We start from the raw sequence: 15,463 nt of genomic DNA, 5'->3' as shown, positions 1-15,463 counted from the left end.
CGACGAACAGTGGTGTGGAGAGGCGAACGATGATGTTCGAGACCGTGCTGGTGGCCAACCGCGGCGAGATCGCCGTCCGTGTCATCCGTACGCTGCGGGCGCTCGGCGTCCGCTCGGTGGCCGTGTACAGCGACGCGGACGCCGACGCGCGGCACGTGCGCGAGGCCGACGAGGCCGTCCGGATCGGCCCGCCGCCGGCCGCAGAGAGCTATCTGTCGGCCGAGCGCATCGTCGAGGCGGCGCGCGCCACGGGCGCCCAGGCGGTGCACCCGGGCTACGGCTTCCTGGCGGAGAACGCGGCGTTCGCGCGGGCCTGCGAGGAGGCGGGCCTCGCCTTCATCGGCCCGTCCGCCGACGCGATCGCGCTGATGGGCGACAAGATCCGCGCGAAGGAGACGGTGCAGGCCGCGGGCGTCCCGGTGGTCCCGGGCGGCCGCGATCCCGAACTCGCGGACGCGGCCCGCGAGCTGGGCGCCCCCGTGCTGCTCAAGCCGTCGGCGGGCGGTGGCGGCAAGGGCATGCGCCTGGTGCGCGACCTGACGGTCCTGGAGGAGGAGATCGCGGCGGCCCGGCGCGAGGCACGGGCCTCGTTCGGCGACGACACGCTGCTCGTCGAGCGGTGGATCGACCGCCCCCGGCACATCGAGATCCAGATCCTCGCGGACGCGCACGGGAACGTGGTGCACCTGGGCGAGCGCGAGTGCTCGCTCCAGCGCCGCCACCAGAAGGTCATCGAGGAGGCGCCCAGCGTCCTGCTCGACGAGAAGACCCGCGCGGCGATGGGCGCGGCGGCCGTCGAGGCGGCCCGCTCGTGCGGCTACCGGGGCGCGGGCACCGTCGAGTTCATCGTCCCCGGCGACGACCCGTCCGCGTACTGCTTCATGGAGATGAACACCCGCCTCCAGGTGGAGCACCCGGTGACCGAGCTGGTCACGGGCCTGGACCTGGTGGAGTGGCAGCTGCGCGTCGCCGCGGGCGAGCCGCTCGGCTTCACGCAGGACGACATCACCCTGACCGGGCACGCGGTCGAGGCGCGCCTCTGCGCCGAAGACCCCGCGCGCGGCTTCCTCCCGTCCGGCGGCACGGTCCTCGCGCTGAGCGAGCCCGAGGGCGACGGGGTGCGCACGGACTCCGGGCTCAGCGAGGGCACGGAGGTCAGCTCCCTCTACGACCCGATGCTGGCGAAGGTCATCGCGTACGGCCCCGACCGGGACACGGCACTGCGCCGGCTGCGGGCAGCGCTGGCCCGCACGGTGACGCTGGGCGTGCCGACGAACGCGGGCTTCCTGCGCCGGCTGCTCGCCCATCCGGCGGTCGTCGCGGGCGAGTTGGACACGGGCCTCGTGGAGCGCGAGGTCGACGGCCTGGTCTCGGCGGACGTGCCCGCGGGTGTCTACGCGGCGGCGGGCGCCCTGCGCCAAGAGCGGCTGGCTCCGGCCGGCGGCGACGGCTGGACCGACCCGTTCGGGCGGCCCGACGGCTGGCGGCTGGGCGGCGCCCCGGCGTGGACGGTGCACCACCTGCGGGCCGCCGGGCACGACCCGGTCGAGGTCCGCGTCCGCACCACGGCCACCGGCACGGAGATCCTCGTCGACGGGGAGCCGACGGCCCCGGTCCGCCCCACGGCGGTGGCCGCCGACTGGCTGGCCCTGGACGGCGACGCCTGGCACGTCCAGGACCACGACCCCGTCGCGGCGAGCCTGACCGGCGCCGGGGCCGGTGGCGCGGGCTCCCTGACGGCGCCCATGCCGGGCACGGTGACGGTCGTCAAGGTGGCGGTCGGCGACGAGGTCGCGGCCGGTCAGAGCCTGTTGGTGGTCGAGGCCATGAAGATGGAGCACGTCATCGCGGCCCCGCACGCGGGCGTGGTCACGGAGCTGGACGTCCGCCCCGGCACGACGGTGGCGATGGACCAGATCCTGGCCGTCGTCCAGGAACTCGGCGAGTCGAAGCCAGAGGAGGCGGCACGATGACCGCACTGCCGATGACGATCCCGGCGCCGGACCTCCCCGCAAGGGTCCGCATCCACGAGGTGGGCGCGCGGGACGGCCTCCAGAACGAGAAGACGACCGTCCCCACGGAGGTCAAGGCCGAGTTCGTCCACCGCCTGGCGGACGCCGGACTGACCACGATCGAGGCGACGAGCTTCGTCCACCCCAAATGGGTCCCCCAACTGGCGGACGCCGAGACCCTGTTCCCCCGGGTCCAGGACATCGACGGCGTCCACCTCCCCGTACTCGTGCCGAACGAGCGGGGCCTGGACCGCGCCCTGTCGCTCGGCGCGGACCGGATCGCCGTGTTCGCCAGCGCGACGGAGTCCTTCGCGAAGGCCAATCTGAACCGGACGGTGGCCGAGTCCCTGGCCATGTTCGAGCCGGTCGTGACCCGCGCGAAGGAGGCGGGCGCCCACGTCCGCGGCTATCTGTCCATGTGCTTCGGCGACCCCTGGGAGGGCGCCGTCCCCGTCCACCAGGTCGTGCGGGTCGCCAAGTCGCTGATGGACCTGGGCTGCGACGAGCTGAGCCTGGGCGACACGATCGGCGTGGCCACGCCGGGCCACGTCCAGGCGCTGCTCTCCGCACTCAACGAGGAGGGCGTGCGGACGAACGTGATCGGGGTGCACTTCCACGACACGTACGGCCAGGCCCTCTCCAACACGCTGGCCGCGCTCCAGCACGGCGTCACCACCGTCGACGCGTCCGCGGGCGGCCTCGGCGGCTGCCCGTACGCGAAGAGCGCCACCGGCAATCTCGCCACCGAAGACCTCGTCTGGATGCTGAACGGCCTCGGCATCGAGACCGGGGTCGACCTCGGCCGTCTCAGCGCCACGAGCGCGTGGATGGCCGGCCACCTGGGCCGACCCAGCCCGTCCCGCACCGTTCGCGCCCTCGTACCCGAGGCCCAGTCCCCGCAGGAGCAGTGAGCCAGATGGACCACCACCTCTCCCCCGAGCACGAGGAACTCCGCCGTACCGTCGAGGAGTTCGCCCACGACGTGGTCGCGCCGAAGATCGGCGACTTCTACGAGCGGCACGAGTTCCCGTACGAGATCGTGCGTGAGATGGGACGCATGGGCCTGTTCGGGCTGCCGTTCCCCGAGGAGTACGGCGGCATGGGCGGCGACTATCTGGCGCTCGGCATCGCCCTGGAGGAGCTGGCCCGGGTCGACTCGTCCGTGGCGATCACCCTGGAGGCGGGCGTCTCGCTCGGCGCGATGCCGCTGCATCTGTTCGGCACGGAGGAGCAGAAGCGGGAGTGGCTGCCGCGGCTGTGCTCCGGCGAGATCCTCGGCGCGTTCGGGCTGACCGAGCCGGAGGCCGGATCCGACGCGGGCGGCACGCGCACGACGGCCGTCCGCGACGAGACCACGGGCGACTGGGTCATCAACGGCACGAAGTGCTTCATCACCAACTCCGGTACGGACATCACGGGCCTGGTGACGGTCACCGCGGTGACCGGGCGCACGGCGGACGGCAAGCCGCAGATCTCCTCGATCATCGTCCCGTCGGGCACACCGGGCTTCACCGTCGCGGCGCCTTACTCGAAGGTGGGGTGGAACGCGTCGGACACCCGTGAGCTCCACTTCGACGACGTCCGGGTCCCGGCGGCGAACCTGCTGGGCACGGAGGGCCGCGGCTTCGCGCAGTTCCTGCGGATCCTCGACGAAGGGCGCATCGCGATCGCGGCGCTCGCGACGGGCCTCGCGCAGGGCTGCGTCGACGAGTCGGTGAAGTACGCCAAGGAGCGCAAGGCGTTCGGGCGGGCCATCGGCGGGTACCAGGCGATCCAGTTCAAGATCGCGGACATGGAGATGAAGGCGTACACCGCGCGGCTCGGCTGGCGGGACGCGGCGTCGCGGCTGGTCGCCGGTGAGCCGTTCAAGAAGGAAGCGGCGATGGCGAAGCTCTACTCGTCGACGGTCGCAGTGGACAACGCGCGCGAGGCGACCCAGATCCACGGCGGGTACGGGTTCATGAACGAGTACCCGGTGGCCCGGATGTGGCGCGACTCCAAGATCCTGGAGATCGGCGAGGGCACGAGCGAGGTCCAGCGCATGCTGATCGCCCGCGAGCTCGGCCTGCCTTCCTGACCCCATACCCCACAGGCCCCCTCGCCCCGTCTTCGGCGCCGAGGGGGCCTCGGCATGTGGGGCGAGGCAGCTTCTCGCCGTGTCCGCCCGTCATGGACATCGTCGATCAGGCGCTCGACCTGATCGGCGTGGACTGGCCGAACGTGGATGAAGACGACTACACGGACATGGCCGACTCGCTCCGCGAGTTCGCGGAGAAGTTCGAGGGTCATGGCGGCGACGCGCACAAGGCGTTCACGCGCATTCTCAGCTCCTCGGAGGGCTGGGCGGTCGACTCCATGGAGAAGCACTGGTCGTACGTGAAGGCCAGTCACCTGGAGAAGATCCCAGACGTGGCCAGGACGTTCGCGTTCGTGTGCGACCGGATCGCCGAGATCATCGTCGTGATGAAGACGAAGGCCGGGGTCGAACTGGGTGTCCTGGCCGGGACGATCATCGCCGAACTCGCCGCCTCCGGTGTCACCTTGGGGCTGTCGGCCGCTGCCGCCGCAGGGGAGATCGTCCTGATGCGGCAGATCGCGAAGCGGCTGATCAAGGAGGCGATCGAGGAGATCCTCGCGGAGATCGCCGCCAAGCTGGCGGAGCCGGTCACGGCGAAGCTGGAGGAGATGGCCGTCGACGCGGCGCTCGACCTCGCCGAGGGCGCGTTCGACCCGGGCGGCGGCGGGCACGGCGGCATGAACCTCGCCTCCGCCGGCGGTGGGGGCCGAGGCGGTGGGGGCGGTGCGGGCAAGCGGACCCATATCGATCACCTCGAGTTCGAGGACGGCGCCGGCAAGGTCTCCCTGCACGGCGGGGACCTCGGCGGCAAGGGCCACATCCATCTGGGCAAGGCCAAGGGCGCGTTCGGACGGACGAAGGGCCGGGACGGGTTCACCAAGGACTTCGACCACGCCCTGGAGAAGGCGCTCACCGCCGCCACCAAGTCGGTCACCCGCACCGCCAAGCACGTCACCGACGAGATCCCGCAGCGCGTGAAGGCCGCCTCCCGGGAGCAGAAGAAGAACGACCACCGGATCGGCAAGCAGGCCGACGGCATCGACGTGAAGAAGGCCGACGGGAACGGCGGCTCGGGCGGCGGTGGCGGAGGCGGCAACGGCGGTGGCGGTAACGGGGGTTCGGGCGGCGGCGGGAACGGCCCGCGCCGGATGGACCCGCAGCCGGGCTGGCACGGCAGGAGTGCGGGCCAGATGCGTCACTACCGGCGTGACGCGATGCACGTGGATCACCTCAGCCCGGAGGACCAGCGGCGCGCGCTCGTCCAGGAGGCCAAGGATCTGGCGGACGAGGCCAACAAGGCTCCGAACGGACCCGACGGACAGCCCGTGCATGCCCGCGGACGCATCAAACAGGGGTGTGCCGGTGCCCTGCTGCACGACGGCATCCTGACCGGGCACTCCAGCGCCCAGAAGCTGAAGCCGAATCCGCAGAATCCCGATCCGCAGCAGTCCTTGAACGTGCACCCGGCTCTGCAGAATGTCCTGGACGATGTGAAGCGGCAGCTCACGGCAGAAGGCGAGGATCCTGGGATCGGCCATGGGCAGTGCACCGAAGTAGCCCTGATATCAGACCGGCTGCATGCCATATCCGCACGGGACGGGCGTGCCATTGAAACCGCCGAGGACGTCAGAAGGGCAATGGACGGGGCCCAAGTGCATACGCGACAGATCGGCGATATGAACCCCAAGAAGCCAGGATATCTGGGCCACGGAGAATATAAAGAGCCCTGCGACTCCTGCGCTATCATGCTGCCACTCGTCGGGGTCACGCCCGTTTGACCGGAAGAGGATGAGCATTATGCCCGTACTGAAGTCGCCCGAGGCCGTGGACGCTTGGCTGTCGGAGGCCGGCTGGTATCCGGGACGCCACTGCGACGACCTCGCCGCCAGGGAAGTGACGGACGTCCTGAAGGATTTCCGCGAGGACGGTGGAAGCCTTGAGACGTTCGAGTCCGCCCTCGCGTTTCTGCGTGAACACATCGGACTTGTGGCACCTCGCGGCGCAACCGGCAAGGACCGGGCAGAGTTCAACCCGCGCCTCATGTACGAGGGTGCCGCCGAGGATATCCAGGAACTGGCCGACGCACTGGGCAAGAAATTGTTTCCGGTCGGGCACGACACGTATGACGGCGGAACGATCCTCATGGACGAAACAGGTCGATTCTTCTATCTGCACTGGAGCGGTGAATACTTCCTCGGAAATGACAAGTACTCGGCATTGATGAACTATTCACAGGGCTCCTCACTCAAGCACGCGGATGATTACTATGTCTGACCATGTCCCCCCGACCGCCGCGTCTCTCCTGGTCCACGGAAAGATCTTCAGTCAGACCGACCTCGACCCGGACACGACGCCGGATCTGCACCCCGCGGTCGTCGCCTTCTTCCAGCAGCTCCCCCCGGCGCAGCGCGAGCCGTTCATGGGCTACTGCGCCGAATCGGCGCTGATCTCCGACCAGTTGTGGGGCCTGGACCAGGAGCGCGGGGCCGAGGAGCCGACGACCCTCGACGAGGCCACGCCGCATTTCGCGGGGTCGGCCCTCGCCGCACGCAAGATCCGCCCGGACGGTGACCCCGAGCACGGCCGGCCCGCCGAGCCCTGCCAGGCGTGCACCGCGCTGATGGAGCGCCTCGGCATCGAACTGCTGGTGGCCGAGTGACGCAGCACCGGCGGCCCGCGGAGCGGATCGGCTGGACCGCGGGCCGGGACGTGACACCGGAGGCGATGCGTGCGGTCCTGCGACTCACCGCCACGGCACAGAGCCACGGGGCCGTCCCCGCGCTCTTCCCCGCGGCGAAGTCTTTCCTGACCGAGTTCTACGGCCTTGAGCACAGGCCGGCCGAACCTGGCGCGGAGGTCGCCTCCGTCGGGTTCTCCCTCGACCCGGAGCAGGCCAGGTTCCGGCTCGTCCAGTTGAGCCGCCTGGCCGCGGGGCTTCGCCTCGGCCTGTTCCCGGTCGGGGTGACGGAGCACGACTCGGTGCTCGTCGTCGCCGAAGAGGGGCAACTCCTCTCCTTCGGTCTCGGCGGCGTCTGGCACGTGGGAGACACCGCACACGAAGGCGTCGAGAACCTGATCCGCGGTCGGGCTCCGCGCCGGCTCCGCGACGCCACCCACACCTGGGACGTGAAGCCCGCGGCGCCCGGTGACCCCGTCGTCGGAGCCGTACAGACAGCGCTCACGGCCGTCTTCGTGCTGCACCGGCACGACATCTACAGTGCGCGGCACCTCGGCCTGACGCTGACCAGCCTGCGCGGCGCCGGAGTCGAGGTCGCCCAGCAGGCGATCCGCATACCTCGCGGGCTCCTCGGCGAGGCGCTGACACCCATGGCGGACGAGGTGCGGAGCGTGCTCGCGGACCACGCGGACGGCGTCGGCTGCGAGGTGAGGCTGACGGTGGAACCGCCCGCGGAAAGTACGGCGACACCCGCCGCCCTGGTCCGGTTCACCACCCGCTTCGGGCACGACGCGATGCAGGCCGCCGTGCTGGAGAACGGCCTGCGGATCGGTGCGGGCGCACAGACCGGCCGCATGCGCACCAGGGCCACGGACGTGCTGTCCGCCCTGCACCAGACCTCGTAGAAGGATCCCGCCCCGTGGCGCTGCTCACCTCACCCGCGGACGTCGACGCCTGGCTGACACCGGCGGGGTGGCACCCGGGTCGCCGGTGTGACGACCTCGCCGCCGCCGCGGTGGCGGAGGTGATCGAGGAGTTCCGGCTCGACGGCGGTGGCACCCTGGAGGTCAACGAGCCCGCCTTGCGGTTCGTCCGCGAGCACATCGGACTGGAGTGCCGGCTGGGGACCGACCCCCGGCACATCGTCTACTTCTCGCCGCTCCTCACTTACCAAGGGGCGTCGGAGGACATTCAGGAGCTCGCCGACGCCCTGGGCAAGAAGGTGTTCCCGGTGGCGTACGACGGGGACGACGGCGCGATGTTCCTCGTCGACGAGACGGGCCGCTTCTTCTATCAGCACTGGAGCGGCGAGTACTTCCTCGGCTACGACAAGCACGCGGCTTTCGTCGCCTACTCGGGACATCCGATCCCCTACGCGGACGACCACTACGTCTGGTGACGGCCGCGGTCCGCGGGGACCGCCCTCCCCCGCCCCCTGGACACGCCGAGAACTTAGGTTAACCTTCCCTTAGTTCCACGACCTCGCCCGGCCGTAGATCCGGCATGTCCGAAAGCAGCCCATCATGACCGATGTCCGTCTTTCCCGCCCCACCCGCCGCGGCATCCTCGCCGTCGGCGGCGCCCTCGGCCTCGGTGCCGTGCTCGCCGCGTGCGGGGACGAGAAAGGCTCCGCGGACAGCGGTTCGGGCGCCGGGAAGAAGGGCTCCGGGCCCTGGTCGTTCAAGGACGACCGCGGCACGACCGTGAAGCTCGACAAGATCCCGGCGAACATCGTCGCGTTCACCGGCGTCGGCGCCGCCCTCTACGACTACGGCATCCAGGTCAAGGGCGTCTTCGGCCCGACCACGGTCAAGGGCGGCAAGCCCGACGTGCAGGCCGGCGACATGGACGTCTCCAAGGTGACCGTCATCGGCAACGAGTGGGGCAAGTTCAACATCGAGAAGTACGCGAGCCTCGCGCCCGACGTGCTGATCACCACGATGTTCGACGCCGCCGGCACCCTCTGGTACGTCCCCGAGGAAGCCGCGAAGAAGATCGCCAAGCTCGCCCCGAGCGTCGGCATCTCCGTGTTCGACCGCAAGCTGGACCAGCCGTTGCAGCGCATGTACGCGCTGGCCGAGTCGCTCGGCGCCGACCTGAAGGCCGAGAAGGTCGTCGCGGCGAAGAAGCGTTTCGAGGACGCCGCCGCCCGCCTGCGCAAGGCTGCCAAGGCGCACCCCGACATCAAGGTCCTGGCCGGTTCGGCGAGCCCCGACATCTTCTACGTGTCCGGCACCGACCTCTCCATCGACCTGGAGTACTTCAAGTCCCTCGGCGTGAACTTCGTGGAGCCCACAGCCGCCGCGAAGAAGGCGTCCGGCGGCTGGTTCGAGAACCTGAGCTGGGAGAACGTCGACAAGCACAAGGCCGACATCATCATGATGGACGACCGCGCGCAGGCCATCCAGCCCGACGCCATCGAAGAGGCGACCTGGAAGAAGCTGCCCGCGGTCAAGGCCGGCCAGGTCATCCCCCGCTCCCCCGAGCCGATCCTGTCCTACGACAAGTGCGCCCCGCTCCTGGAGAACCTCGCGAAGGCCATCGAGACGGCGAAGAAGGTGTCCTGATCCCATGACCACGACGGCCGAGACGCCCACCGTGACCCCGTTCCGATTCTTCGATCTGGAGGTGACACGGACCCGGCGGCTCGGCCCGTCGCTGCTCCGGGTCACCTTCACGGGCCCCGAGCTCGACGCCTTCCACGGCGGCGGCCGGGACCAGTCCCTCTCCCTCTTCCTGCCGCACCCGGGCCAGGACGCCCCGGTGCTGCCGGTCCCCGAGCCCGGCGACGACGGCCGCGCCTGGCACGCCGCGTTCCGCGCGCTGCCCGACGACGTACGGGCCGTCATGCGCTCGTACACGCTGAGCGGTCAGCGCCGCGAGCCGGAGCAGGAAGTCGACATCGACTTCGTGCTGCACGGCGGCGATCCCGCCACGATCGGCCCCGCCTGCGCCTGGGCCGAGGCCGCGCGCCCCGGCGACAAGGTCGTCGTGCTCGGCCCCGCGGTCACCGACAACACCGCCGTGCGCTGCCGCCCGCACGAGGACTTCGACCACATCGTCATGTGGGGCGACGAGACCGCGGTCCCGGCCGCGCTCGGCGTCCTCGCCTGGCTGCCCGCCTCGGTCACCGCCCACGTGTGGCTGGAGGTCCCGCACCGCGGCGACATCCAGCCTGTCACGACGGCCGCCGACGCGCACGTGACCTGGCTCGTACGCGACGAGGACGCCCCCACGGCCCTCGACGCCGTCCGCGCGGCCGAACTCCCCACCGCCGCCCGCCCGTACGCCTGGCTGGCCGGCGAGTCCGGGACCCTGCGCGAGCTGCGCCGCCATCTCGTGCGCGAGCGCGGGTACGACAAGCGGGCGGTGACGTTCGTCGGCTACTGGAAGCGCGGGCTGAGCGAGGACGCCCTGCGCGAGCAACCGGCCGACACGTAGGGCCGATCGCGCCAAAAGAGGAAGGCGGGGTCGCGAGCTCAACTTAGGTTAGGCTAACCTAAGAACGAGTTCGCGACCTCGTCTTTTTCTTTCCCCGCCTCGCGACACTCCTGCCCCACCCGGGAACACCCTCATCCCCACCCGGAGGAACCGTCCATGCGCTCGCACCTGCTCAATGACACGACCGCGGAGCTGTACCGCAGCTCCGTGACCGAGGGAGTCGAGCGGGTGGCGGCCCAACTCGCCACCACCACACGACCGTTCACCGGCGTCACGCCCGACGCCCTCGCCCCGGCCATCGACGCCGTCGACCTCGACGCCCCGCTGCACGACACCATCGCGGTGCTCGACGAGCTCCAGGACGTCTACCTGCGCGACGCCGTCTACTTCCACCACCCCCGCTACCTCGCCCACCTCAACTGCCCGGTCGTCATCCCGGCCGTGCTCGGCGAGGCGATCCTGTCGGCCGTCAACTCCTCCCTCGACACCTGGGACCAGTCGGCCGGCGGCACCCTGATCGAGCGCAAACTCGTCGACTGGACCGCCGCCCGGATCGGCCTCGGCCCCACCGCCGACGGCGTGTTCACCTCCGGCGGCTCGCAGTCCAACCTCCAGGCACTGCTCATGGCCCGCCAGGAGGCCAAGACCGACTCCCTGGACCGGCTGCGCGTCTTCGCCTCCGAGGCCGCCCACTTCAGCGTCCAGAAGTCCGCGTCGCTGCTCGGCCTCTCCCCGCAGGCCGTCGTGCCGATCCCCGTCGACCGCACCAAGCGGATGCAGACCCTGGCGCTCGCCGCCGAACTGGAGCGCTGCCGCCGCGACGGGCTCGTCCCCATGGCCGTCGTCGCGACCGCCGGCACCACCGACTTCGGCTCCATCGACCCGCTGCCCGAGATCGCCGAGCTGTGCGACCGGTACGGCACCTGGATGCACGTCGACGCCGCCTACGGCTGCGGACTGCTCGTGTCGCCGAAGCACCGCGACCGGCTCGACGGCATCGAGCGCGCCGACTCCGTCACCGTCGACTACCACAAGTCCTTCTTCCAGCCGGTGAGTTCGAGCGCGATCCTGGTGCGCGACCGGGCGACCCTGCGGCACGCGACCTACCACGCGGAGTACCTCAACCCGCGCCGCACCGTCGCCGAGCGCATCCCCAACCAGGTCGACAAGTCCCTGCAGACCACCCGCCGCTTCGACGCCCTCAAGCTGTGGATGACGCTGCGCGTGATGGGCGCCGACGGCATCGGCGACCTCTTCGACGAGGTCTGCGACCTGGCCCACCGCGGCTGGGAGCTGCTCGCCGCCGACCCGCGCTTCGACGTGGTCGTCGCACCGCAACTGTCCACGCTCGTCTACCGCTACGTCCCGGCCGCCGTCACCGACCCGGCCGAGATCGACCGCGCCAACCTCTACGCCCGCAAAGCCCTGTTCGCCTCCGGCGACGCCGTCGTCGCGGGCACCAAGGTGGGCGACCGCCAGTACCTGAAGTTCACCCTGCTCAACCCCGAGACGACCCTCGACGACCTGAAGGCCGTCCTCGACCTCATCGCCGGCCACGCCGAGCAGTACCTGGGAGACACCCTTGACCGCGCTTCCTGAACCCCATGACCGTCACGACTTCATCGGGATCGGGCTCGGCCCCTTCAACCTCGGCCTCGCCTGCCTGACCGAGCCGATAGCCGAGCTGAACGGGGTCTTCCTGGAGTCCAAGCCGGACTTCGAGTGGCACTCGGGCATGTTCCTCGACGGCGCCCACCTCCAGACCCCGTTCATGTCGGACCTGGTCACCCTCGCCGACCCGACCTCCCCCTACTCCTTCCTCAACTACCTGAAGGAATCGGGGCGGTTGTACTCCTTCTACATCCGCGAGAACTTCTACCCGCTGCGCGTCGAGTACAACGACTACTGCCGCTGGGCCGCCGCGAAACTGCGCTCCGTCCGCTTCTCGACGACCGTCACCGAGGTCACGTACGACGAGGGCGACGGCCTCTACACGGCCCGCACCGAGGGCGGCGAGACGTACCGCGCCCCGCGTCTGGTCCTCGGCACCGGCACCCCGCCGCACCTCCCCGAGGCCGTCCGCGACCTCGGCGGCGACGGAGTCATCCACAACTCCCGCTACATGCAGCACAAGAGCGAGCTCCAGAAGAAGGACTCGATCACGCTGGTCGGCAGCGGGCAGTCGGCCGCCGAGATCTACTACGACCTGCTCAGCGAGATCGACGTCCACGGCTACCGGCTGAACTGGGTCACCAGATCGCCGCGCTTCTTCCCGCTGGAGTACACCAAGCTCACGCTGGAGATGACGTCCCCGGACTACATCGACTACTTCCACGCGCTGCCCGAGCAGAAGCGGTACGCGCTGGAGGAACGGCAGAAGGGCCTGTTCAAGGGCATCGACGGCGAGCTGATCGACGCCATCTTCGACCTGCTCTACCAGAAGGGCCTCGACGGGCCCGTGCCGACGCGGCTCCTCACCAACTCCGCGCTCACCGGCGCCCGGTACGAGAACGGCACGTACACCCTCGACCTGCACCAGCAGGAGCAGGACAAGGACTTCGAGCTGCGCACCGAGGGCCTGATCCTCGCCACCGGCTACAAGTACGAGACGCCCGCCTTCCTCGCCCCCGTCGAGCACCGCATCCGGCGCGACGGGCACGGTCGCTTCGACGTCGCCCGCAACTACGCGATCGACACCACCGGGCGCGGCATCTTCCTGCAGAACGCGGGCGTGCACACCCACTCGATCACCAGCCCCGACCTGGGCATGGGCGCCTACCGCAACAGCTACATCATCGGCGAGCTGCTCGGCACCGAGTACTACCCCGTCGAGAAGACCATCGCCTTCCAGGAGTTCGCCGTATGAGCACCACCACCGGCATCGGCCCGCTGACCCTGCGCCCGCTCGACCCGCGCACCGACAGCGAGCTGCTGCACCGCTGGGTCACCGACCCGAAGGCCGCGTTCTGGATGATGCAGGACGCGAAACTGCAGGACGTCGAGCGCGAGTACATGGCCATCGCGGCGGCCGAGCACCACGACGCGTTCCTCGGCCTGCACGACGGGGAGCCGGCGTTCCTCATGGAGCGCTACGACCCGGCGCACGTCGAGCTCGTCGGCCTGTACGAGCCACTGCCGGGCGACGTGGGCATGCACTTCCTGACCGCGCCCTCCGAGATACGGATACCGGGCTTCACCCGCGCCGTGATCACCGCGGTCATGGCCTTCCTGTTCGAGGACCCGGCCGCCCGGCGCGTCGTCGTCGAGCCGGACGTGCGCAACACGGCGGTGCACGCCCTGAACGAGGCCGTCGGTTTCGTGCCGGAGCGCGAGATCGACAAGCCGGAGAAGCAGGCACTGCTCAGCTTCTGCACGCGCGAGCAGTTCGAGCGGGCCACGGGAAGGAGCACCCGCGCATGACGATCGCCGACACGGTCGCCCACCTGTCCCCCGAGCGCTGGGCCGAGGCCAACCGCCTCCTGGTCCGCAAAGCCCTCGCCGAGTTCAGCCACGAGCGCCTGCTGACCCCGGAGCCGCTGGACGCCGGCCGCTTTCGCGTGCGCTCCGACGACGGCGCCACCGAGTACCGGTTCGCCGCGCGCCGGCTGCGCCTGGAGCACTGGCAGGTGGCCGCCGACAGCATCACCCGCCACCGCCACGGCACCGAACTCCCCCTGGACGCCCTCCAGTTCTTCACCGAGTTCAAGGACGCGCTCGGCCTGTCCGACGCGATCCTGCCGGTCTACCTGGAGGAGATCTCCTCCACCCTGTCCGGCACCTGCTTCAAACTGACGCGGCCGGACGTGTCCGCGCGCGAGCTGGCCGCGTCCGGCTCGTTCCAGGACATCGAGACGGGCATGACCGAGGGCCACCCGTGCTTCGTCGCGAACAACGGACGGCTCGGCTTCGGCATCCACGAATACCTCTCGTACGCGCCGGAGGCGGCGAGCCCCGTACGGCTCGTGTGGCTGGCCGCGACCCGCGAGCGGGCCGCGTTCACGGCGGGCGCGGGCATCGACCACGAGGAGTTCCTCCGCGCCGAGCTGGGTGAACAGACGCTGGCCCGCTTCGACGCGACACTGCGCGGGAAGGGCCTCGACCCCGCCGACTACCTGCTGATTCCGGTGCACCCGTGGCAGTGGTGGAACAAGCTGTCCGTCACCTTCGCCGCCGAGGTCGCCCAGCAGCGCCTGGTGTGCCTGGGCGAGGGCGACGACGAGTACCTCGCGCAGCAGTCGATCCGTACGTTCTTCAACACGACGTCCCCCGAGAAGCACTACGTGAAGACGGCGCTCTCGGTGATCAACATGGGGTTCATGCGCGGCCTGTCGGCGGCGTACATGGAGGCGACCCCGGCGATCAACGACTGGCTGGCGCAGCTGATCGACAACGACGAGGTGCTCAAGGACACGGGCCTGACGATCATCCGCGAGCGGGCGGCCGTCGGTTACCGGCACCTGGAGTACGAGAGCGCCACCGACCGCTACTCGCCGTACCGCAAGATGCTGGCCGCACTGTGGCGCGAGTCCCCGGTGGACGGGCTCGGCGAGGGTGAGCGGCTCGCCACGATGGCGTCGCTGCTCCACACTGACCGCGCGGGCCGCTCGTTCGCGGGCGCCCTGATCGAGGGCTCGGGGCTGACGCCGCGGGAGTGGCTGAAGCCGTACCTGAAGGCGTACCTGACCCCGCTGCTGCACAGCTTCTACGCCTACGACCTGGTGTTCATGCCGCACGGCGAGAACACGATCCTGGTCCTGGACGAGCGGGGCGTGGTCGTGCGGGCGATCTTCAAGGACATCGCCGAGGAGATCGCGGTGATGGACCCGGACGCGGTGCTGCCGCCGGCGGTGGAGCGGGTCCGGGCCGAGGTCCCGGACGACATGAAACTGCTGTCGATCTTCACGGACGTCTTCGACTGCTTCTTCCGCTTCCTCGCGGCGAACCTGGTCGAGGACGGCGTCCTGGACGAGGACACGTTCTGGGCGGCGGTCGCCGACTGTGTACACGCGTACCAGGCGTCGACGCCCCAACTGGCGGAGAAGTTCGCCCGGTTCGACATGTTCGCGCCGACGTTCGCGCTGTCCTGCCTGAACCGGCTCCAGCTGCGGAACAACGAGCAGATGGTGGATCTGGCGGACCCGTCGGGCGCGCTCCAGCTGGTCGGCGATCTGGCGAACCCGATCGCCTGACCCTTCGCCGGTCGGCCTTACGGACGAGGGGCTCGGGAGACGGTCCTCCCGAGCCCCTTTCTTCACC

The 15,463-nt window shown here is 70.1% G+C and carries 14 protein-coding genes; all 14 read left to right on the top strand.

What is annotated here, in order from left to right:
- The first annotated feature begins 32 nt into the window (after window positions 1-32).
- The 14 genes from ACZ4E1_RS19660 (at window position 33) to ACZ4E1_RS19595 (ending at window position 15,396) form a co-directional block, all read left to right on the top strand.
- On the top strand, window positions 33-1,973 hold the full coding sequence (locus ACZ4E1_RS19660) for an acetyl/propionyl/methylcrotonyl-CoA carboxylase subunit alpha (protein WP_467541329.1): 1,941 nt from the start codon (window positions 33-35) through the stop codon (window positions 1,971-1,973).
- Window positions 1,970-2,923 carry a hydroxymethylglutaryl-CoA lyase gene (locus tag ACZ4E1_RS19655; RefSeq protein WP_467540779.1) on the top strand — a complete coding sequence of 318 codons (954 nt, stop codon included), beginning with the start codon at window positions 1,970-1,972 and terminating at the stop codon, window positions 2,921-2,923. Before ACZ4E1_RS19660 ends, ACZ4E1_RS19655 begins: the two co-directional genes overlap by 4 nt.
- A gap of 5 nt (window positions 2,924-2,928) precedes the next feature.
- Window positions 2,929-4,089: an acyl-CoA dehydrogenase family protein gene (locus ACZ4E1_RS19650; protein ID WP_467541326.1), complete on the top strand. Its 1,161-nt coding sequence runs from the start codon at window positions 2,929-2,931 to the stop codon at window positions 4,087-4,089.
- A 92-nt stretch (window positions 4,090-4,181) separates the two neighbouring features.
- Window positions 4,182-5,867 carry a YwqJ-related putative deaminase gene (locus ACZ4E1_RS19645; protein ID WP_467540777.1) on the top strand — a complete coding sequence of 562 codons (1,686 nt, stop codon included), beginning with the start codon at window positions 4,182-4,184 and terminating at the stop codon, window positions 5,865-5,867.
- Window positions 5,868-5,886: 19 nt separating this feature from the next.
- Window positions 5,887-6,363 (top strand): SUKH-3 domain-containing protein, encoded by a 477-nt coding sequence (locus tag ACZ4E1_RS19640; protein ID WP_467540775.1) that lies wholly within the window; start codon window positions 5,887-5,889, stop codon window positions 6,361-6,363.
- Window positions 6,356-6,748, top strand: a complete 393-nt coding sequence (locus tag ACZ4E1_RS19635) for a YwqJ-related putative deaminase (protein WP_467540773.1) — start codon at window positions 6,356-6,358, stop codon at window positions 6,746-6,748. Before ACZ4E1_RS19640 ends, ACZ4E1_RS19635 begins: the two co-directional genes overlap by 8 nt.
- Entirely contained in the window at window positions 6,745-7,671 is a 927-nt protein-coding gene (locus ACZ4E1_RS19630; RefSeq protein WP_467540771.1) for an SUKH-3 domain-containing protein, read from the top strand. The genes ACZ4E1_RS19635 and ACZ4E1_RS19630 overlap by 4 nt, the downstream gene beginning before the upstream one ends.
- A gap of 14 nt (window positions 7,672-7,685) precedes the next feature.
- Window positions 7,686-8,165, top strand: coding sequence for an SUKH-3 domain-containing protein (locus tag ACZ4E1_RS19625; RefSeq protein ID WP_467540769.1), 480 nt, complete (start codon window positions 7,686-7,688; stop codon window positions 8,163-8,165).
- Window positions 8,166-8,289: 124 nt separating this feature from the next.
- The gene (locus ACZ4E1_RS19620; RefSeq protein WP_467540767.1) at window positions 8,290-9,333 is read left to right on the top strand and encodes an ABC transporter substrate-binding protein; all 1,044 of its coding nucleotides are present in this window, start codon (window positions 8,290-8,292) and stop codon (window positions 9,331-9,333) included.
- Window positions 9,334-9,337: 4 nt separating this feature from the next.
- Window positions 9,338-10,207, top strand: a complete 870-nt coding sequence (locus ACZ4E1_RS19615; protein WP_467540765.1) for a siderophore-interacting protein — start codon at window positions 9,338-9,340, stop codon at window positions 10,205-10,207.
- A 156-nt stretch (window positions 10,208-10,363) separates the two neighbouring features.
- The gene (gene desA, locus ACZ4E1_RS19610) at window positions 10,364-11,806 is read left to right on the top strand and encodes a lysine decarboxylase DesA (protein WP_467540763.1); all 1,443 of its coding nucleotides are present in this window, start codon (window positions 10,364-10,366) and stop codon (window positions 11,804-11,806) included.
- Entirely contained in the window at window positions 11,790-13,073 is a 1,284-nt protein-coding gene (locus ACZ4E1_RS19605; RefSeq protein ID WP_467540761.1) for a lysine N(6)-hydroxylase/L-ornithine N(5)-oxygenase family protein, read from the top strand. Before desA ends, ACZ4E1_RS19605 begins: the two co-directional genes overlap by 17 nt.
- A complete protein-coding gene (locus ACZ4E1_RS19600; RefSeq protein ID WP_467540759.1) occupies window positions 13,070-13,627 on the top strand; it encodes a GNAT family N-acetyltransferase in 558 nt (185 codons plus the stop codon). The genes ACZ4E1_RS19605 and ACZ4E1_RS19600 overlap by 4 nt, the downstream gene beginning before the upstream one ends.
- On the top strand, window positions 13,624-15,396 hold the full coding sequence (locus tag ACZ4E1_RS19595; protein ID WP_467540758.1) for an IucA/IucC family protein: 1,773 nt from the start codon (window positions 13,624-13,626) through the stop codon (window positions 15,394-15,396). The genes ACZ4E1_RS19600 and ACZ4E1_RS19595 overlap by 4 nt, the downstream gene beginning before the upstream one ends.
- The last annotated feature ends 67 nt before the right edge of the window (window positions 15,397-15,463 follow it).

It is taken from the genome of Streptomyces sp. NPDC025806 (assembly GCF_055558275.1).
The sequence above is the reverse complement of the archived record's forward strand: the minus strand, read 5'-3'. Positions and strand labels throughout refer to the sequence as shown.